This window comes from Vibrio ulleungensis (assembly GCF_016900875.1).
GTDB lineage: Bacteria > Pseudomonadota > Gammaproteobacteria > Enterobacterales > Vibrionaceae > Vibrio > Vibrio ulleungensis.
This window is the reverse complement of the sequence record NZ_JAFEUM010000007.1, coordinates 14,904-33,936: the sequence shown is the minus strand read 5'-3', so window position 1 is coordinate 33,936 and position 19,033 is coordinate 14,904. Positions and strand designations below refer to the sequence as shown.

The 19,033-nt window shown below is 47.2% G+C and carries 15 protein-coding genes; 6 read left to right on the top strand and 9 right to left on the bottom strand.

Annotated elements, in window-relative coordinates; all coding sequences use genetic code 11:
* The first annotated feature begins 63 nt into the window (after nt 1-63).
* The 6 genes from JQC93_RS15615 (at nt 64) to JQC93_RS15590 (ending at nt 6,261) form a co-directional block, all read left to right on the top strand.
* Nucleotides 64-429, top strand: a complete 366-nt coding sequence (locus tag JQC93_RS15615) for a YacL family protein (RefSeq protein WP_205159343.1) — start codon at nt 64-66, stop codon at nt 427-429.
* A gap of 188 nt (nt 430-617) precedes the next feature.
* Nucleotides 618-956 carry a P-II family nitrogen regulator gene (gene glnK, locus JQC93_RS15610; RefSeq protein WP_084888256.1) on the top strand — a complete coding sequence of 113 codons (339 nt, stop codon included), beginning with the start codon at nt 618-620 and terminating at the stop codon, nt 954-956.
* Nucleotides 957-974: 18 nt separating this feature from the next.
* Nucleotides 975-2,204, top strand: coding sequence for an ammonium transporter (locus JQC93_RS15605; protein WP_205159342.1), 1,230 nt, complete (start codon nt 975-977; stop codon nt 2,202-2,204).
* A gap of 277 nt (nt 2,205-2,481) precedes the next feature.
* Nucleotides 2,482-3,495, top strand: a complete 1,014-nt coding sequence (locus tag JQC93_RS15600; protein ID WP_205159341.1) for a Fe(3+) ABC transporter substrate-binding protein — start codon at nt 2,482-2,484, stop codon at nt 3,493-3,495.
* A 109-nt stretch (nt 3,496-3,604) separates the two neighbouring features.
* A complete protein-coding gene (locus tag JQC93_RS15595) occupies nt 3,605-5,230 on the top strand; it encodes an ABC transporter permease (protein WP_205159340.1) in 1,626 nt (541 codons plus the stop codon).
* A complete protein-coding gene (locus tag JQC93_RS15590) occupies nt 5,230-6,261 on the top strand; it encodes an ABC transporter ATP-binding protein (RefSeq protein WP_205159339.1) in 1,032 nt (343 codons plus the stop codon). Before JQC93_RS15595 ends, JQC93_RS15590 begins: the two co-directional genes overlap by 1 nt.
* Before the next feature lie 67 nt (nt 6,262-6,328).
* On the opposite strand, the gene JQC93_RS15585 is transcribed toward JQC93_RS15590, so the two are convergent.
* The 9 genes from JQC93_RS15585 to JQC93_RS15545 all read right to left on the bottom strand — a co-directional run bounded on the left by JQC93_RS15585 (nt 6,329) and on the right by JQC93_RS15545 (nt 18,968).
* Nucleotides 6,329-7,741, bottom strand: a complete 1,413-nt coding sequence (locus tag JQC93_RS15585) for a phosphoglucomutase/phosphomannomutase family protein (RefSeq protein WP_205159338.1) — start codon at nt 7,739-7,741, stop codon at nt 6,329-6,331.
* A 55-nt stretch (nt 7,742-7,796) separates the two neighbouring features.
* Nucleotides 7,797-10,202, bottom strand: a complete 2,406-nt coding sequence (locus JQC93_RS15580) for a GH36-type glycosyl hydrolase domain-containing protein (RefSeq protein ID WP_205159337.1) — start codon at nt 10,200-10,202, stop codon at nt 7,797-7,799.
* Between the two features lie 69 nt (nt 10,203-10,271).
* Nucleotides 10,272-12,209 carry a beta-N-acetylhexosaminidase gene (locus tag JQC93_RS15575; RefSeq protein WP_205159336.1) on the bottom strand — a complete coding sequence of 646 codons (1,938 nt, stop codon included), beginning with the start codon at nt 12,207-12,209 and terminating at the stop codon, nt 10,272-10,274.
* Nucleotides 12,206-13,090 carry an N-acetylglucosamine kinase gene (locus JQC93_RS15570; RefSeq protein WP_205159335.1) on the bottom strand — a complete coding sequence of 295 codons (885 nt, stop codon included), beginning with the start codon at nt 13,088-13,090 and terminating at the stop codon, nt 12,206-12,208. Before JQC93_RS15570 ends, JQC93_RS15575 begins: the two co-directional genes overlap by 4 nt.
* A 1-nt stretch (nt 13,091) precedes the next feature.
* The gene (locus JQC93_RS15565) at nt 13,092-14,825 is read right to left on the bottom strand and encodes a glycoside hydrolase family 9 protein (protein WP_205159334.1); all 1,734 of its coding nucleotides are present in this window, start codon (nt 14,823-14,825) and stop codon (nt 13,092-13,094) included.
* Nucleotides 14,826-14,945: 120 nt separating this feature from the next.
* A complete protein-coding gene (locus JQC93_RS15560) occupies nt 14,946-15,941 on the bottom strand; it encodes an ABC transporter ATP-binding protein (protein ID WP_205159333.1) in 996 nt (331 codons plus the stop codon).
* Nucleotides 15,942-15,962: 21 nt separating this feature from the next.
* Nucleotides 15,963-16,946, bottom strand: coding sequence for an ABC transporter ATP-binding protein (locus JQC93_RS15555; protein WP_205159332.1), 984 nt, complete (start codon nt 16,944-16,946; stop codon nt 15,963-15,965).
* 4 nt (nt 16,947-16,950) lie between these two features.
* Nucleotides 16,951-17,979, bottom strand: a complete 1,029-nt coding sequence (locus JQC93_RS15550) for an ABC transporter permease (RefSeq protein WP_205159331.1) — start codon at nt 17,977-17,979, stop codon at nt 16,951-16,953.
* 2 nt (nt 17,980-17,981) lie between these two features.
* Nucleotides 17,982-18,968, bottom strand: coding sequence for an ABC transporter permease (locus tag JQC93_RS15545; protein WP_084888290.1), 987 nt, complete (start codon nt 18,966-18,968; stop codon nt 17,982-17,984).
* Between the last annotated feature and the right edge of the window lie 65 nt (nt 18,969-19,033).

Sequence of the window (19,033 nt, the reverse complement as noted above, 5' to 3'; positions counted from 1 at the left end):
GAACTTTCCGAACCGTCACTCATCGATTACAATGCGCTCAACTCCCACTACATGTGTTTCCTTATGGATTACGAATTTCGCAAAAATCTTATCGAAGGCGGCTATAGCGCTCGATTTTCAATGGAGCATCAATTTATAGCCCGCTGGGTGATTGAAGATCTTGGAACGGATGACGCTCGAATTAGTACCCTGTTGAACCATATTGAAGCGCATTTAGCCAATGGCACTACAATAGAGCAACGTGGGCCAGAGATGACGTTAACGATCGAGGATAACGAAGTTGTTATTCAGTCTAACGACTTGTTTTCAGAGCAAGAATTTGAACTGGAGCAAGACATGGACCTGTACCAAAGCGAAAGCATTGCGGAATGTGGTATCGAAGATTTCGAGGCAATGTTGCACTCTTGGAGAGCGTTTTTTACAAAATAGCAACCTTTTGCACTCATTTATGGAATATCTGCGCTGTTTTAGTGAATGTGATGCACCGAATTAGTGCGTCGACGTTCTCGCTCCCTTCATTAAAATAAGTAAGCCTTTAAAAAACAACAGCTTAAAAACATGGCACGCTCCTTGGATAGTAGATAAGTGTTAAAGGACTATCAGGCAAAGGGGATGCAATGAAACTGATAAACGCCATCATTAAACCATTTAAACTCGACGACGTTCGAGAAGCACTTTCAGACGCAGGTATCGAAGGGATGACTGTTACTGAAGTCAAAGGCTTCGGTCGTCAGAAAGGTCACACTGAACTATACCGTGGTGCTGAGTACCAGGTCGACTTCCTTCCTAAAGTGAAGCTAGAAATCGCAACACACGCCGACAATGTTGATCGTGTTGTTGAAGCTATTTCTAAAGCCGCACACACCGGAAAAATCGGTGACGGTAAAATTTTCGTTTATGACTTGAGTCAGGCGGTACGTATTCGTACTGGTGAACTTGATACAGAAGCGCTTTAAGGATTGAGGTAATTGGATATGGAACTTTCAGCAACAGTAACAGAACTTCGTTACGCACTAGATACTTTTTTCTTTCTAATCTCAGGTGCGTTGGTAATGTGGATGGCAGCAGGATTTGCCATGTTAGAAGCGGGTCTTGTTCGCTCTAAAAACACCACTGAAATTTTAACTAAAAACATCACGCTTTATGCTATTGCATGTACGATGTTCTTAGTTGTTGGTTACAACATCATGTACGTTGACAACCCAGAAGGCGGTTTCTTACCTTCTTTGGGCGCATTGATTGGCACGCAAAGTGAAGGTGCTGACCACTCGCTAGAGTCAGACTTCTTCTTCCAAGTAGTATTCGTAGCAACAGCAATGTCAGTGGTATCTGGTGCCGTTGCTGAGCGTATGAAACTATGGGCTTTCCTAGTGTTTACTGTAGTTCTAACAGGATTCATCTACCCAATTGAAGGGTACTGGACTTGGGGCGGCGGTTTCCTATCAGAAGCAGGTTTCAGTGACTTTGCTGGCTCTGGTATCGTACACATGGCGGGTGCAGCAGCAGCTCTATCAGGTGTAATCCTACTGGGTGCTCGTAAAGGCAAATACGGTAAGAACGGTGAAATCTACCCGATTCAAGGTTCTAACATGCCTCTAGCAACGCTAGGTACATTTATCCTATGGTTTGGTTGGTTCGGCTTTAACGGCGGCTCTCAGCTAATGGTATCTGATTTTGAAAACGCAACAGCAGTAGGTCAAATCTTCCTAAACACTAACGCAGCTGCAGCTGCAGGTGCTATCGCTGCGCTACTAGTATGTAAGACGACTTGGGGCAAAGCTGACCTAACTATGATTCTTAACGGCGCGTTGGCTGGTCTTGTCGCTATCACGGCAGACCCACTATCTCCATCGCCACTAGCAGCAGTAAGTATTGGTGCAGTAGCAGGTGCGTTAGTTGTGTTCTCAATCATCGGCTTTGACAAAATCAAGATTGATGATCCAGTAGGCGCTATCTCTGTACACGGTGTGTGTGGCTTCTTTGGTCTAATGGTTGTTCCTCTAAGCAATGGCGACGCAACATTTGGTGCTCAGCTATTGGGTGCAGCAGTTATCTTTGCTTGGGTATTCGGTGCAAGCCTAGTGGTTTGGGGTATCTTGAAAGCAACTATGGGTATCCGCGTAACCAGTGACGAAGAGCAAGAAGGTATGGACATGCACGATTGTGGTGTTGGTGCTTACCCAGAGTTCGTAACGGTTAAATAATAAATAGTATTGAGCCCTGTGCTTAGGGCTTTGATTAACGATAACCCCGCCTTTACGGCGGGGTTATTTTTTTTGTATCTATAGCTATCACTAAGCGTATGGGGACAAGAAAATGACCGGTGAGTCGATATTGGTGATGCACAATTGGTAGCGAATAGTGAGTGCGCTGTGGCACGAAAATAACTGAAAAAAAATTGTTGTAGATCATTGCATTTGTTAACCAAATGAATACAATAACGCTATTGATAACCATTATCACTTTCATTAAGGATAAGAAATGAAAAAGTTGTTAACATTAACCGCCGTAGCTACCGCCGCTTTCACTGCACCTTCAATGGCTGCAGAAGAGGTCAACGTCTACTCTTACCGTCAACCTTTCTTAGTTGAACCTATGTTCAAAGCGTTTACTGAAGAGACGGGCATTAAAGTTAATGTTATGTTTTCTGATAAAGGTTTGGCTGAGAAAATTAAACAAGAGGGCGAGTACAGCCCGGCAGATGTGGTACTCACGACCGACATCAGTCGTTTGGTTGAGTTAGCAGACAAAGAAGTGGTTCAGTCTGTAAACAGCGACACCATCAATGGCAACATTCCATCTCAATACCGTGATGATGAAGGTGAGTGGTTCGCACTTACTCTACGTAGCCGTAATGTTTACTCTTCACGTGATCGTGTAGGCAAGCTAGGCAACGATTTTGATTACACTGATCTGGCGAAGCCAGAATACAAAGGTAAAATCTGTACTCGTAGCGGCAAACACCCATACAACGTATCACTTGTTGCATCGATGATTTCTCACTACGGTGAAGCAGAAACACAAACATGGCTTGAAGGTGTAAAAGCCAACCTAGCGCGTAAACCACAAGGTAACGATCGTGCTCAAGTGAAAGCGATCAAAGAAGGCCTATGTGATGTGTCACTGGGTAACAGCTACTACCTTGGTAAAATGGTTAACGATCCAGAGCAAGTGCCATGGGCAGAATCTGTATACATTAACTTCCCTGGTCAAGAGTCTAACGGGACACACGTAAACGTGAGTGGCATGGCTATGGCGAAATACGCGCCTAACCACGAAAATGCGCTAAAACTTATGGAGTTTTTGACAGCTGAAAAAGCTCAGCAAATGTACGCTGAAGTCAACTACGAGTACCCTGTGAAAGAAGGCGTTAAACGTTCTGAGTTGGTTGCTTCTTGGGGTGATTTCACCGCTGATGCTCTGCCTCTAGAAAAAGTGGCAGAAAACCATTCTGCTGCTGTTCGTCTTCTCGATGAAGTGAAGTTTGACCTATAAGCCTAAGCTTACTAAGTTCAAATTTATTAAGCACTAAACCCTGTAAAACATCCTGCTTTCGAGTAGGATGTTTTTGTCGTTTTATCTGATTGAGATTTTATAGCCGTTCATGAAGCAAAGAGTAAGTCGTTGGAAGTGGAGTAGTGTTGGTATTGCGGGCATTTTAGCCCTACCTATTCTCGCTGTGTTTTACTTAGCATTGGGTGACGATGGAGAGATATTCTCACATCTAATGTCTACGGTAATGCCAACCTATATATACAATACCTTTGCTCTCGTCATCGGTGTGATGTTGCTTAGTGCTCTAATGGGAGTCCCTACGGCCTGGTTAATGGCGATGTGTCGTCTACCTGGCGATAAATATTTGCAGTGGATGTTGGTGCTACCGCTCGCCATACCTGGATACATTGTCGGCTATCTGTTTACAGAGTGGTTTGATTTTGCTGGCCCAATCCAGCGCCTATTACGGGATATCATGGGGTGGCAGGCTGGTGATTATTGGTTTCCCGATATTCGCACCTTAGGCGGGGCAATTTGGGTACTATCCTTAGTCCTTTACCCTTATGTTTATTTGTTAGCCCGTGCTGCATTTATGGAGCAGAATATGTCGCTGTTGCAATCGGCACGGCTACTGAAATGCTCACCAAAACAGAGTTTTTTACGCGTATCACTGCCACTTGCTCGACCCGCAATTGCTGTTGGCTTATCGCTAGTCGCAATGGAAGCCGTAGGAGACTTTGGACTGGTTAATTACTTTGCGGTAAACACCTTAACCACTGCTGTCTATGACACCTGGCTAGGCTATTCCAGCCTTACCGCGGCGGCCAAAATTTCGTCCATCATGTTGCTGGTGATCATTTTGTTCATAAGCGCTGAACGCTTTAGTCGGCGTAAGCAGAAGCAGTATCAGAACCAGTTTTCGTCGCAAGAAGAGAAGCTTTATCACCCCACAGGTTGGAAAAAATGGTTGGCGCTGACTTGGTGCTGGGGACTGCTGCTAACCGCCTTTATCTTACCTATGCTGCAACTTGGCAGCTTTGCTATGGTGTATTGGGAGCAAAGCTGGACACCTGAATTCAGACAGTTTGCAATAAACAGCTTCACCATCTCGTCCATTTCAGCGGTTATTGCTGTTGCGATTGCGGTGCTGGTCAACTTTTATCATAGACTGCAACCTAGCGTGAGTAGCAAGTTATCATTGCGAATCTCATCGTTAGGCTATGCTGTGCCTGGTACGGTATTGGCGATCGGTGTGATCGCTCCCATCATGGCACTGGATCACTGGGTTAATGATGTGGCTAAGTTTTTTGAATGGGGGCGTCCTGGTTTGATCTTTTCGGGCAGTATGTTCGCACTCATATTTGCCATGGTGGTGCGCTTTTCAGCCGTTGCAATTGGCAGTGTCGAAAGTAACTTGCAAAAGGTGCCGCCCTCATTAGATTTGGCAGCACGAACTATGGGTTGCAACAGTAATCAAATGCTTAAACGCGTCCACATTCCATTAATAAAGCGTGGAGCGCTCATTGCAGGCTTATTGGTGTTCATTGAGTCGATGAAAGAGCTGAACGCATCATTGCTGCTGCGACCATTTAACTTCGAAACCCTGGCTACCTACGTGTACAACTTCGCCTCTGATGAGCAGCTTGAAGTGGCGGCATTGCCCGCGATGTTATTAGTAGTGGTTGGGTTAATTCCTCTTATCCTTGTTAACCGTTCATTGGAGCAAACTCACTGATGAAAAACGCACTTACCATTCAAGACCTAACTTGCGGTTACGAGGGGCAAACGATATTGCAATCGCTGTCCATTGAGGTGGAACAAGGCGAAATTGTTTGCTTATTGGGGGCAAGTGGCTGCGGAAAAACGACTTTGCTCAAAGCTATTGCAGGGCTGGTTCCTCTTAGTCAGGGCACCATGAGTCTAAACAATAAGTTGCTGGATGACGGTAAAGCGTGGATGCCACCCGAGCAACGAAATATCGGCATGATCTTTCAAGACTATGCGTTATTTCCTCACCTTACTGTAGCAAAAAACGTTGCCTTTGGGTTAACCCACTTGAGCCAAAAAGAGCAGCAAGAGCGAGTAAAGAGCATGCTAGAGTTGGTGCACCTTGACGACCTCGGAGAGCGCTATCCTCATCAGTTGTCTGGTGGACAGCAACAACGTGTCGCCATAGCACGCTCGTTGGCCTATAAGCCTGATTTACTGCTCTTAGATGAACCGTTCTCCAATATCGATACTCAGGTTCGTCATGAGTTGATTGCTCAAATTCGCAAGATCTTTAAACGCCAAGGTGTCACAGCCATTTTTGTCACCCACAGTCGGGAAGAAGCGTTTGCGTTTGCCGATAAAATGGCGGTGATGCATAACGGAGTGATTGAGCAGTTTGGCACAGCCGGCGAGCTTTATCATAAGCCGGCTACTCGATTTGTCGCCGACTTCCTAGGTGGCGGTAGCTATTTAGACGCAACTAAATTGGCGGATGGCGGGTTTGATACCTCGTTTGGCGTTGTAGAAGCGCAGTCTCGAAACGATATTGAGAACGGTGGCGCTTGTCAGCTACTGTTAAGACCTCAGCAGATCATTTTAGAAAGAAGTGATGAAAGCTCAATTGTAGTTAAAGAGATGGAGTTCATGGGCGATCATTGCCGATACATTATTGAATCAGGCAACCAGCGATTTATTGCTACATCACAGGAGCCGCTGGAAGTTGGCGATGCAGTATCGGTTAAAGTTGAAACAGCGGGCTTGCAGGCGTTCGCCTAAAGCTCCACTTTGTCACTACCGCTTCAGCTATCAAGAAACGGTAGTGTCCCATTGGTTGGTTTGCGAATTACAGCGCCAAGAAAGCTTTCATTTGGTCACGCACCGCCTCGGCAGTCGGTTGATCTTCCATTTCGGCAAAGATGCGTAATAGAGGCTCGGTTCCAGAAAAACGTGCTATTACCCAGCCGCCATTTTTGAAGTAAACCTTGGTGCCATCTTCATAACTGACTCGTTCAATCGCGTAGTCAAACTTAGGCAGCTCTTTGGCAACATACAAGCGATTGTAAATCACTTCCTTCTCACTTGGCTTAAAGGTGCAATCTCCTTCTGCGGTATAGGCATACCCATATTTGCTGTAGATTTCATCGAGCAGTTCAGACAACTTTTTACCAGTGACCGAAATCATCTCGACTAAAAGGCTAGAGGCGAATACACCGTCTTTACCTTTAATGTGCCCTCGAATGGTTAAACCACCAGAGCTTTCCCCGCCAATAAGAGAGTCGTCAGCTTCCATTTGACCACTGATGTGCTTAAAGCCTACAGGAACCTCAAAGCTCTTTTCTCCGTGGTCAACGGCAATCTTATCAAGCAGATGTGTGGTGGCGATATTACGCACGACCGACCCAGTCCAGCCTTTGTATTCCAGTAGGTAGTAATACAGCAGCATGAGCACTTCATTAGGGTGTATAAAGTTGCCCTTTTCATCGATGATCCCAAGCCTGTCAGCGTCTCCATCAGTACCAATGCCAATGTCATACCCTTCAGCAGCTACTAAATGTTTAAGGCGATACAAGGTCGCGGCGCTCGGCGACGGCATCAGTCCACCAAAGTCTGGGTTTTTGCCATCGTTGATCACATCGACGTCACACCGGCCATTGATTAATACGGTTTGCAATGCGTTCTTTGCGACACCGAACATTGGATCGACCAACACTCGTAGGTTGGCTTTTTTGATCGCTTCAATATCAATAAAATTGATGATCGAATCGACAAAGGCGTTCATTGGGTTAATGATTTGGATCTGTTTATCGGCCAATGCTTGTTCGAAATCAACGGACTTTACGTCACTTGCAGTGAGTTGAGAAACTTGAGTTTCGATTTTTTCAGTGATCACTTCATCGGCGTCTCTTCCCCCTTCTATGAATATTTTGACGCCGTTGTAATCTGCAGGGTTGTGCGATGCGGTAATGCAAGCTGAGTACGCACAGCCCATTTCTTTGGCTTGAAACATCACAATTGGAGTAGGGACAAACTTATCGATAAAATGGACTACGATGCCGTTGGCCGCCATCACCTCAGCAAACCAACGCCCCGCTTTATCAGATAGAAAACGGCGGTCATAGCCGATAATAAAGCCTTTGTCAGCGACCTGTTCTGCGTTAGTGATATTGGCCACCGCTTGAGCTACGAGTCGTACATTATCTTTGGTAAACTCTTCGCCAATAAACGCGCGCCAGCCCCCGGTTCCGAACTTAATCATATTTGGACTCCTCATCCATTGGGCCCGCAATGTTGCTTATTGCGGGCGACACGCATTAACCCATAATCACAACAACATCAATGCTGCTGCCTTGCTTTGCTGCAGGTATCGAGCCTTCATGTGGCTGACCGTTGACTGTAATCGAAGCGATTCCTTTGCTGACGCTTTGTGGGTTTTCCACAGTAATGTTGTAAGTAGCACCACGCCATTCACGCGTTACTTTGAATCCAGGCCAGTCATTTGGAATACACGGGTTTATCGCAAGTCCGTCGTAATCGACACTGACCCCAAGAATAAAGTTGGTCACAGCATAGTAGGCCCAACCTGCTGTGCCTGTAAGCCATGGGTGGTTTGCGCGCCCATGGTCTTGATGGTCGCGACCCATAATAAATTGAACGTATGAGTAGGGCTCTGTCACACGCTGTTCAATGTTGTCATTCTGGTTGTATGGGTTGAGTGCATCGTAGAATTTCATCGCCTTGTCGCCACGACCTAGTTTGGCCTCTGCCACCCACGCCCATGGGTTGGGGTGCGAGAAGATTGCTCCATTTTCTTTAACCCCTTGGTAAACACGCGTAACGAAACCAATATCGTCATTAGGGGTCGAAAACGAAGGTGCGTTTAGGTGCAAGCCATACTCGGAGTAAAGGTGCTCATCCACACTGTCCATCGCGCGTGCGCCGCGCTCTGCCGAGACCGCACCGGATAAAACGGCTAGAGTGTTAGATTCCAAATGAATGCGACCTTCGGTTTGCTGGGCAGTGCCAATCTTGTCACCATCTTTAGTTAGCCCGCGAATGTACCAACCGCCTTCACTATCCCATAAGTGCTCTTCACAGGCTTTTTGCACCCCATTTGCCATGTTGGTGTAATGATCAACGTCTTGGTGGTTTCCAAGGTGTTTAGCCAACTTGATGAACTCATCAAGCGCCCAGTAATGCAAAAACGACACCATTGATGACTCGCCGCCGCCCAGATTTAGGCAGTCGTTCCAGTCAGCGCGTAGCCCTTTACAGATCCCTGTTTGTCCAACGTACTTGGCCGAGAAGTCTAGCGCCGCTTTTAAATGGTCATACACGGTCGCTTCACCACCGTCCGCGAATGGGATCACTTCGTTAAAGAATTCTGATTCGCCAGACTCTAGGACGTAGTTGCAAATGGTTGGGATCAGCCACAAATGATCGTCTGAGCAGGTATCTTCGATACCGTGGATCTTATCGTCGTCGGAAGGGGTAGGAACGACTGTCGGTGATTTAGACGGCTCAACATCGGCTTTTTCAGGATCGAACCAGTCTGGATCAAATAGATGCAGTCCGTACCCGGCCTTCACTTGACCACGTAGCAAATCGACAATGCGCTTACGGGTCATTGCTGGGTTTGAATGAGGCACTGATATTGCGTCTTGCGCGGTGTCTCTATATCCCAATCCGGTGCGTCCACCGACTTCAATGAATGACGCAAATCTTGACCACACTACGCAAGTCTCAGCTTGATAGAGTGTCCAAGCATTGATCATGGTGTCCAACCCTTGATTAGGAGACGTAACTTGGAATTTACGGCATCGGCTGTCCCAGTGCTCAATGATTTCCTGAAAGGCGGCGTCGACATTGGCTAGATCTTGATATTTGTTGCGAAGGCGCTCACCGTTGCCTTTTCCAATGCCCAATATATACGCGAAACGAACCTCTTCTCCAGGTGCCAGTGTAAACTGCTTATGCAAGGAGCCACAGTGGTTGTAGCAAGTCTGCGCGGAGTTAGAGCAGCGGCCTTTCTCGACGGCTATCGGGTTTGCCTCGTCGCGATAGGCGCCAAGGAAACTGTCTCGCTGACCATCAAAGGAGTCAGGATCAAAGGTGGAGGCTAGGTAGTAGAAGCCTTCAAAATCGTTGGTGTTGTAGTAAAGGTCATACTCCAAAACACCGTCACGATACTGCGTGCCTGCAGAGTACAACGACATTTGGTGGTTTTGATTGTCTGATTGAATGTGAGAAAACGAAAACTCGACAAATGAAAATGCTGAGATCGTACGAGGCTTATCGGAGGTGTTCTTTATGACGACATCCCAAACTTCCGCATCTTCACCTTTAGGGACAAACAGTGTTTTCGTGGCGGTAATGTCGTTGTATTCACATTTAAACTTTGAGTAAGAAAGCCCATGACGCACTTCGTAGTTGGCTTCTTCTAGACTTTTCGCTACAGGTTGCCATGAGATAGACCAGTAATCACCACTCTCATCGTCACGCAGGTAAACATAGTGCCCAGGACGGTCAAAGGTGCCATTGGGACGAAACTTCGTCACGCGATTGTATTCTGGTGAGTTGTAGAATGAATACCCACCAGCGTTGTGTGAAATTACAGTACAAAACTTTTCGGTACCCAAATAGTTTGTCCATGGCGCTGGAGTGTCAGGGCGAGTGATCACATATTCACGATTTTGGTTATCAAAATAGCCGTATTTCATCTGTCATATTCCTTTATCAAGCTGATTGCTCAGCCAATCAATTGTTGGTTCTATCTCGCTTTTTGCGAGCTAATTCTGTTGAGGTTGTCGGTCGTATGGCTTGGCGAGCCATGGATCTCTATAGTGGATCCCAGTTCGATCTAAGCGAGGTAAATCGACTTTTAATCGAGAGAGGAAGCATCGCCAGTCACGGTGCGGCGGTTGAGTCCAAGCCGCTTCAGCAACGGCTTGTAGCCGTGGGTAAATCATGTACTCCAAACGGCTTCCATGATTGATTAACTCGCACCACGCTGCGCACTGAATACCAAGAATTTTGTTTCTAAGCGGATCTGAGGGTTTCAGCTGTGCCAAAGGTTGGTAGCTGTACACTGTTTCAAGTGGTAAAACACACGCCCAATCCACACCATATTCTTGAGGATCGTAATCTTGGGTGAGATCTAAATAGGTATATTGAGCGGGCTGCAGTACCACGTCGTGCCCACGTTGCGCGCATTCGAGTCCAGCTTGTTCGCTTAGCCACGAGTAAATGACGGTATTGGTGCTAACTTTATCGCCATGCTGGGCTTCTTCCCAGCCGAGCATCCGCTTTCCAAGGGCATGGAGCTTGCGCTCTGCGTAGCGTAATAAATGACCTTGTAGCTCTTTGGCGTCTGTGTATTCCTCAGCCCGCATCAATGCCTGACAACTAGGGCTGTGCAGCCATACCCCTTCAGGAACTTCATCCGCTCCAATGTGGACATAGGGGGCAGGAAACAGATCGGCTAACGCGTCTAAAACAGTGTCCAAGAACTGATAGGTCCCTGCTAAGCCGGGATTTAAGACATTATCGGTGTAATTTTGAATACTGCGATATTGAGACTGATCGCTAGGCTCAACCAGCAATTCTGGAAGTGATTTAATCGCTGCTCGGCAGTGACCGGGAATATCGATTTCTGGGATCACGGTGATCCCGCGTACCCGTGCAAACTCGACGATCTCTTTAACCTGTAATGTGGAGTAAAACCCGCCGTGCTTTTGTTTTATTTGAGTAAATTGTGGCTCTATCGCGTCGTCTACGCCTCGGTATGCGCCGACTTGTGTCAATTGAGGCAGCGAGGGAATTTCTACGCGCCACCCTTCATCATCGGTAAGGTGCCAATGAAAGGTGTTTATCTTGTACTTAGCACATTGATTAATCTGAGTTTTAATGGTTTCTATTGTGTGGAAGTGACGTGCACAATCCAACATAAAGCCGCGAAGCGAATACGCGGGTGTATCGTCGATATTGACCAAAGGAAGTACGATGGCGTCGCCAGCGTCGACAGGAAAAAGCTGTAAAAGGCTGGCAATAGCGTGCCCAAACCCCGCAGCGCTGGCAGCGCATATCGTAATATTGTCATGAGTAACCGATAGCTGGTAAGCCTGCGGTGCTAAATTGGCGTTAAGCGACAGGTAGAGATCGGCGGTTTCGGCATAATCGTCTCGTTGCCAGGTGAGTAACTGCTGAGTTTCCTCAAAAAGCCAATCAACGGCATTTCCCGCGAACTCGGTTTGCACGGCAATTATCGGCGAGGTTGATAAGTGAAACTGACCTTGCGAGCGCGAAAGGCTGTTCGGTTTAGGAATAATCGCAATATCGGCGGCACTGACTACTGGAACCTGCGTGCGCTGGGAATAAGGCGAGGCAAGAATAATCGGCTTTAGATCAACAGCAATCATCTCACCATTGCTGCGAACAAATGCGTCATCAAAATTATCGCTCAAATAACGAAATTTGGCGCTATTGGCAGCAAATTCAAATTCAAAGGTTTCTCCTTTAGACAAGGGCTTATTGGGTGTGACTACGCAGTAACTGCCCACTTGAGTGTGTTTGTGCTCGGCGATGGAATCAGGCTGAATAAAACGGTCAAAGGTAAAATGCAGCGACCAGTCGACCAACGCGTGCTGAGTTTGATTGACGATTTCAACTCTAAACTGGCAGCGAGGATCGGTTTCATTGATGACTTGAAGTTGTACACTGATGCTCATGCTACGTCCTTAAGGTAGAGGTTGTGCTCTGGCTTTCCTGCAAACATAATTGCCCCTTCTATGGCATCGAACTCGGGCTCTACGATCCACCGTTTTACATCGGCGCCAAGCCACTCATGCAAACGTTCGGCGATGCTACCCATCAAACAGATGCGTTGCGCCCCTTTGTTGATTAAGGCGCGAATGTACATATCTAAATCTGCGGCGGTTTGCCTCAACAATTCGTTGGCTAGGCCATCACCTTGATAAGCAAGCTCAAATATCTTTTTGGAAAACTGTCCGTACTCTGCGGGAATGGCTGTTTTTGACCATTCAACTATGGCATCCACATCGTGATTGAAGTGCGTCATGACATGTTCACATAGGGCGGTTTTTTTCCTGATGCCATCTTCCGCAAGCAGCACCTGTTGAATCAAACGAAGTCCCATCACGGCGCCGCCACCTTGGTCTGAAATAGGAAACTCCCGGCCGCCAACGACAAACTGCTCACCATTATTAAGTAGCAACCCACAAGAACCGGTACCACCTATCATGATGGCGCCATTGCGACCATTGTGTGCGCCCAAACAGGCGCCAAAGGCGTCTGTATTTAGGGTCATGCTGGCAAAAGGGTGTGGCAGTGACATAAAGGCTTGCCATGCACTCTTCTGTTCCGCTCCCGCAAGGGCCGCGCCTACGTGCATAAGCGAGAAGTGCTGCTTACCTAAGTTGGCATGTTGAGCAGCCAAAGTGACGGCTTCGATGATCGAACTCATCGCGATATTAACGCCTAACAATAGATTAGCGCTTCCTGATACACCTTCACCGACTAAAGCACCCTCACTGGTGCGGATCCTTGCTCGGCATGAGGTGCCGCCGCCATCAATTCCAACTAAATACATATCAGAACTCCGTCGTTGCATCGTTTGAGGAAACCGCATCAAAGGCTTGAGTAGACACAGCAAGTAAGAACCAAGCTGCGTGAGGGATCCATTGCTCGCCCCAGCGCCAGTTTTGTAGCATATCGTCTTTATGAGGCGTGGGATTAAAGGCAATGTCGTTGGCATTCTCGAACCCAGCGGTAATGCCATTACAAATCCCACCCTTGGCATTTATAAATCCAAGTTCAGGCAAATAGTCAGGGTTATTGTGCCCATGCCCATCGAGCATGCACATGTCGTAGGGGTTGTTGCCCAATATCCAGTTCAAGCTATCACAGGCAAACACCTCTAACGCTATCGCTTGAGTTTGAGTGACCCAAGGTTTTGCGTAATAAGCCATAGCCGCGAGTGAGCCTAAACGGGCATTCTCACCTTGCCACCAATAGCCAGACTCATTGTCTTGCGCCACAAAAAAGGAGGAGCGCTTTTCTGACTCAACCCCTTGCACCACTTGCTTTGGGTAGCCAAATGGGTTGCTGCCTTCTACCTGCATAGACAGCTCAAAATTGACTGCATTGCTCACAATCTGCTGAACATGTTGCCGTGCGACTTGGTTAGTTTCGATCTCCAAAAAAGCGCAAAGCGCAATGACCGGTAAGCCCGCTTCAGCTGCATGAAAGTACGGACGTGTTCCGTCGACATTGGCAGACCAATAGTGTCGGTGTTGATCATCACTGCGTTGCAGGGCACACAATTTGTCGCACCAAGCTCTGGCTTCAAGCAAATATTGGTCAAGTTTTGTTGCTCGATACAACTCCACAGAGGCGAGTAAAGCACAGTAAAAATCGATGATATTTTCTTGCCCATTATCGAGATAGCCAAGGTTGTGTTCAATTAGATGCTGATAGCCTTGCTGCGCAGCGTCTAGATACTGGGCATTGGTGTACTCGCCCTGATTGTCCTGTGTCGATGCGATAGCAAGAGCAGCGATGGCCATGCCTCCACCTTGTCTAAAACCTGCTTGGTAGTTGTCGTACTTATGGCCAAGTTGTGTTTCGTAGGCGCATAGCTCGCGTTGCTCTGTATCTTTGCTCCATTTATCAAACAGAGTCGTATAGAAAAAGCCTTGCTCATCTTGCATTCGAACAAGAAAATCAGCGCCATAATAGGCTTCGTCCAGTAACCGCACAACGCTAAATTCGGGTAGGTACTGACGCTGCTGATTGAGTTCGGCAGACTTAAACATATTCCAAACAACCATCGGAATTTGTTGAGGGTTGAGGTAGTTGGCGTAGGAGAGGTGACTTAGATATTTGCTTACATCGCCAGACGCATCGTACCAACCGCCGTGTACATCCAGTTTTTTAGTACTGCCCACGACCTGTGCGTTGCGATCATGAGCGTCAAATCTTCCACTGCAGCGTTGCGATTTAAAGTAGTGCAATAGATCCGAAAAGGTCTTTTTGATCAGTAGGTTTTCGGCAATTTCGAAAGAGTGAGATACCGAATCCCCACAAGCTAATGTATAGGAGCCAATTTCAGTTAGCTGACTGATATCAACACGAGAAAACAGACCGTGGTGCCACTCTTCGACTGCGACAGCTTGAGGAATTGGTAAGCGTGTGACGAGCTGGTGGTCGCAATAAATTGACAGCTCAAGCTGAGCACTCTGTTGAGCTTCGAGCGAAGTAAAAGTGATGACGGCAGTTTTAGGATCGTGCGGTCTGAATCCAATCTGGTTAGTGGTGATTTTCATGGGCATCGCTCTTATTTTATCGTGATGGCAATGTTGGTGAGTGAAAAAAAATGGGCAGGCAAGCCTGCCCTAATCAGCGTGTAACCGCTATTTCACTACATAAGGAACACTGTAATAACGCTACTCTCCGTGCAGGTAGCAGCGAACAAAATGGTTTTCAGCCAGCTGGGTAACACCCGGCAAACGTTCAGTACATTTGTCGGTCGCATGAGTACAGCGACCTGCAAATGGGCAACCTACGGACTCTGGGGTCCATAACGGTATTTCCCCTTTGTTGCCTTTCAATTTTTCGTGAATCGATTTGCTTGGATCCGGAACCGCTGACACCAGTAGTTGGGTATAAGGGTGTTGAGCATTGGCGATCACTTCGTCAGTATCTCCCCACTCCACCATGTGTCCGACATACATAACGGCGAGATCTTCAGCAATGTATCGAGCGGTTGCGATATCGTGAGTGATGTACAAAAGCGACATCTGTTTCTCAAACTTCATCTCTTCCATAAGGTTAAGAACGCCAGCGCGAATCGAAACATCAAGCATTGAGGTAGGCTCATCCGCCAATACAACCTCAGCACCGACAGCGATATTGCGTGCTAGATTGACGCGTTGACGTTGACCGCCAGACAGTTGATGCGGGAATTTTGCCGCAGTTTCTTTAGGCGGGATGAGGCCGACTTGCTCTAAAAGGTCGTACACACGCTCTTCTAGCTCTTTTTTATTGCCTGGTTTGATCTTCTTATGGATCAAAAGTGGTCGTGCGATATGGTGGAAAATGTTGTGTGTTGGATTGAGCGAGCCAAACGGGTCTTGCCACACCATTTGCACGCCTTCTCGGTAGGTCATTAGCTCTTTTTTCTTGCTAATGGTTTGAATATCACGTCCGCGATATTCAATCTGCCCACCCGTAGGTGCATACATTTTTGCGATCATTTTTGCGGTAGTGGACTTTCCAGAACCGGATTCTCCTACAACCGACAAGCCGCGGCTCTTGTACATTTTAAATGATACATCGTTGATTGCGCGCATCATTGGATTTTTTAATGAGTGACTGCTGACTTCAAAATCTTTGATGAGATTTTTTCCTTCAATCAGAAGTTCTCCACGTTGAGTTGTCATAATTCTCTCCCGACTCAAAAGCTATACTGTGACAGCGGCAATAGGCTCACCAAAAAGGTGGCAATTTGAAAAACGATTGTGCTCAATTTGACGCAGCTGAGTAGGGACCTCGCGACATTGCGCTTCGACTCGTTCACAGCGTGCTTGAAAGCGGCACCCCTGTGGGATTTCGAGTAGATTGAGCGGATTACCTGGGATACCCGTAAGCTTGGTTTTAGGGCCAATCAATGGAGGGAATGAACTGCCCAGCCCTTTGGTATAAGGGTGGAAAGGGCTTTGCAAAATTTCTTTTGACGGAGCGACTTCAATCAGCTCGCCCGAATACATGATCCCGATGCGGTCTGAGAACTCCACCATCAATGAAAGGTCATGGGTGATAAATAAAATCGCAAACCCAAACTCTTCTTTAAGTGCATAGATTTTTTGCAAAATTTCACGCTGAACCACAACATCGAGAGCGGTTGTCGGCTCATCCATGATGATCATTTTAGGGTTTAGTGCGAGTGCAATAGCAATGACCAGACGTTGACGCATACCACCAGAAAACTGGTGAGGGTAGTCTTGCAAACGGCTTGGGTGTATATCGACGATTTCTAATAGACCTTCAGCGCGTTTGATCGCTTGCTCGCGGGTCATATTGGTATGGCGCATGATCACGTCGCAAAATTGCTCTTCCATGTTTAACACTGGGTTAAGTGCGTTCATTGCACTTTGAAAGACCATCGACATTTCGCTCCAGCGAAAACCTTGCATGCGGTCATCGCTGTATTGAAGGATATCTTCACCATTAAAGATCACTTCACCACTGGTTATAAATGCAGGCGGCTTGTGCAAGCGCATCAAAGACATTGCTACAGTAGACTTACCACAGCCAGATTCACCCGCTAGACCAAACACTTCGCCAGGCGCGATGTCAAAGCTAACGTCGTTACATGCTCGCACGTCGCCCGCATCAGTAATGTAGTCTACGCACAGGTTGCGAATGGAAATCAAAGGTTCGCTCATAGTGTTATTCTCCGCGCATAATAGGGTGGGGTTGAACGGCTACTTTCTCAGCAGGGCGCTGCTGCTTCTCTTGCTTAGCAAGTTTCTTCCAGCGTTTAAGTCCTTTATGAGAGCGCAGTTGTGGGTTAGCAATTTCATCGACCGCAAAGTTCAGTAGAGCAAGACCTGTCACTAATAGTGTTAGTGCAAAACATGGTGCAAGTAGCTCCCACCAGGCGCCAATCAACATAGACGATGAGGTTTGAACGTTATACAACATGATGCCCCAACTGATGGTGTTTGGATCCCCCAAACCTAAGAAGGAGATGGTCGCTTCCATCATGATGGCGTACATTACTGAACCTATGAAACTCGCGCCAACAATAGAGATTAGGTTAGGAAGTATCTCGACGAAAATGATGCGCCACGAAGATTCGCCCAGCACTTCGGCCGCTTTTACAAATTCTTTCTCTCTTAGGGCTAATGTCTGTGAACGAACAACCCTTGCACCCCACGCCCAGGACGTGACCCCAATTATCAACGCAATGGTCAATGGCCCTGCCTCGCCAATGAATGCAGCCACAACAAACAGCAGAGGGTACTGAGGGATAACCAACATAATGTTCATTGCAGCGGTTAATATCTCATCAACTTTGCCACCAAAGTAGCCAGCCGAAACACCGATAACCGTCGCCAAGAAGCACACAGTCAACCCTGCGCCAAACCCTACCGCCAAAGAAACACGTGCACCGTACGCAACTTGAGCCCAAACATCACGCCCCATACGGGTTGTTCCCAATACGTGCTCTGCATCTTTTGACATACGTAAAGTGCGAGAGTCAGTGGCTAAATTTTCTGAAACCCAACCTTCTGGGTTGTTTTGCGCTGCTTTAACCACAAACGATGGGTATTCGTGTGGTTTGCCCGAGCGTTTGTCTGGTGCATGGGCCGTAAGTAGTGGTGCAAAAATGGCGATGAATAAGAATGACGCCAGTATGGTCACACCAATCATAGCAACGGTGTTACCGCGAACGAGTTTTAGGATATTAAGCATAATTATTTGCCTCCCTTACGCAGGCGAGGATCTAGAACGACGTATAGCATGTCGGCCAAGAGGTTAAAGAACAGCATAAATAGCGTCATTATCAGCAACTGACCCTGCAGAACCTGATAGTCGCGAGAGGTAATAGCATTGAATAAAACAGTACCGAGGCCAGGGTAGTTAAAGATGATCTCGATGATCAGCTGTCCACCGATTGCCATGCCAAGAGACATGGATAATGCGGTCACACTTGGTAGCATTGCGTTTCGAGCGGCGTAGTTAAATACCACGCGGTTTTCGCTCAGCCCTTTGCCTTTAGCCATGGTGATGTAATCTTCGGCCAGTAGGTTGATCATGTTGTTTCGCATGTTGACTAGGAAGCCGCCCACTTGAACGATAGAGGCACAGGCAAGAGGAAGTACAGCGTGGTAAGCGACGTCTTTAATAAATGCCCAGCTGGTCCAGTCGGGAGTCGTTCCGGCGGTATAAGCGTAACCTGTTGGGAACCACTTAAGCCCAATGGCAAAAATAAACATGGCTAACATCGCGATGACGACCTGAGGAACCGCTTGGATGATGAGCATCCCTGGAGTAATAAAGGTGTCGTATTTGCTGCCACGTTTCCACGCTGCAAAAATACCTAAGATGGAACCCAGAGAGAATGATAATAGTACGGCACTACCCGCTAAAAACAGTGACCAGCCAAACGCGCTTCCTAGAAGCTCATTAACGGACAAAGGGTAAAATTTGATAGAGGTACCGAGCTCCCAGCTTAGGATGCTCTTAATGTAGGTGAAGTATTGCACCCACAAACCGCCATCAACAAAACCAAGCAGCTCTTTCATCGCCGCAATACGCTCTGGTGTTACTTGCGCCGTTGCGTTGGCGAACATCATAGTCACCGGATCGCCAGGCATGGCTCTTGGAATGATAAAGTTAATAGTGGCAGCCACTACTAACGCAATTAGGTAGAACGACAAACGTCTTAGAAAATAGCCCATAACACACCTTACTTACCGAAAAAATGGACCCAACATTAAAAGGAAACTAGCGAAAATTAAGCGCA

Coding starts and splice junctions, on each gene's coding strand:
- JQC93_RS15545 (WP_084888290.1), bottom strand. CDS start 18,968: ATGGGCTATTTTCTAAGACGTTTGTCGTTCTACCTAATTGCGTTAGTA.
- JQC93_RS15580 (WP_205159337.1), bottom strand. CDS start 10,202: ATGAAATACGGCTATTTTGATAACCAAAATCGTGAATATGTGATCACT.
- JQC93_RS15585 (WP_205159338.1), bottom strand. CDS start 7,741: ATGATTAAGTTCGGAACCGGGGGCTGGCGCGCGTTTATTGGCGAAGAG.
- JQC93_RS15600 (WP_205159341.1), top strand. CDS start 2,482: ATGAAAAAGTTGTTAACATTAACCGCCGTAGCTACCGCCGCTTTCACT.
- JQC93_RS15565 (WP_205159334.1), bottom strand. CDS start 14,825: ATGAAAATCACCACTAACCAGATTGGATTCAGACCGCACGATCCTAAA.
- JQC93_RS15605 (WP_205159342.1), top strand. CDS start 975: ATGGAACTTTCAGCAACAGTAACAGAACTTCGTTACGCACTAGATACT.
- JQC93_RS15550 (WP_205159331.1), bottom strand. CDS start 17,979: ATGCTTAATATCCTAAAACTCGTTCGCGGTAACACCGTTGCTATGATT.
- glnK (WP_084888256.1), top strand. CDS start 618: ATGAAACTGATAAACGCCATCATTAAACCATTTAAACTCGACGACGTT.
- JQC93_RS15590 (WP_205159339.1), top strand. CDS start 5,230: ATGAAAAACGCACTTACCATTCAAGACCTAACTTGCGGTTACGAGGGG.
- JQC93_RS15555 (WP_205159332.1), bottom strand. CDS start 16,946: ATGAGCGAACCTTTGATTTCCATTCGCAACCTGTGCGTAGACTACATT.
- JQC93_RS15560 (WP_205159333.1), bottom strand. CDS start 15,941: ATGACAACTCAACGTGGAGAACTTCTGATTGAAGGAAAAAATCTCATC.
- JQC93_RS15570 (WP_205159335.1), bottom strand. CDS start 13,090: ATGTATTTAGTTGGAATTGATGGCGGCGGCACCTCATGCCGAGCAAGG.
- JQC93_RS15615 (WP_205159343.1), top strand. CDS start 64: ATGGATTACGAATTTCGCAAAAATCTTATCGAAGGCGGCTATAGCGCT.
- JQC93_RS15575 (WP_205159336.1), bottom strand. CDS start 12,209: ATGAGCATCAGTGTACAACTTCAAGTCATCAATGAAACCGATCCTCGC.
- JQC93_RS15595 (WP_205159340.1), top strand. CDS start 3,605: ATGAAGCAAAGAGTAAGTCGTTGGAAGTGGAGTAGTGTTGGTATTGCG.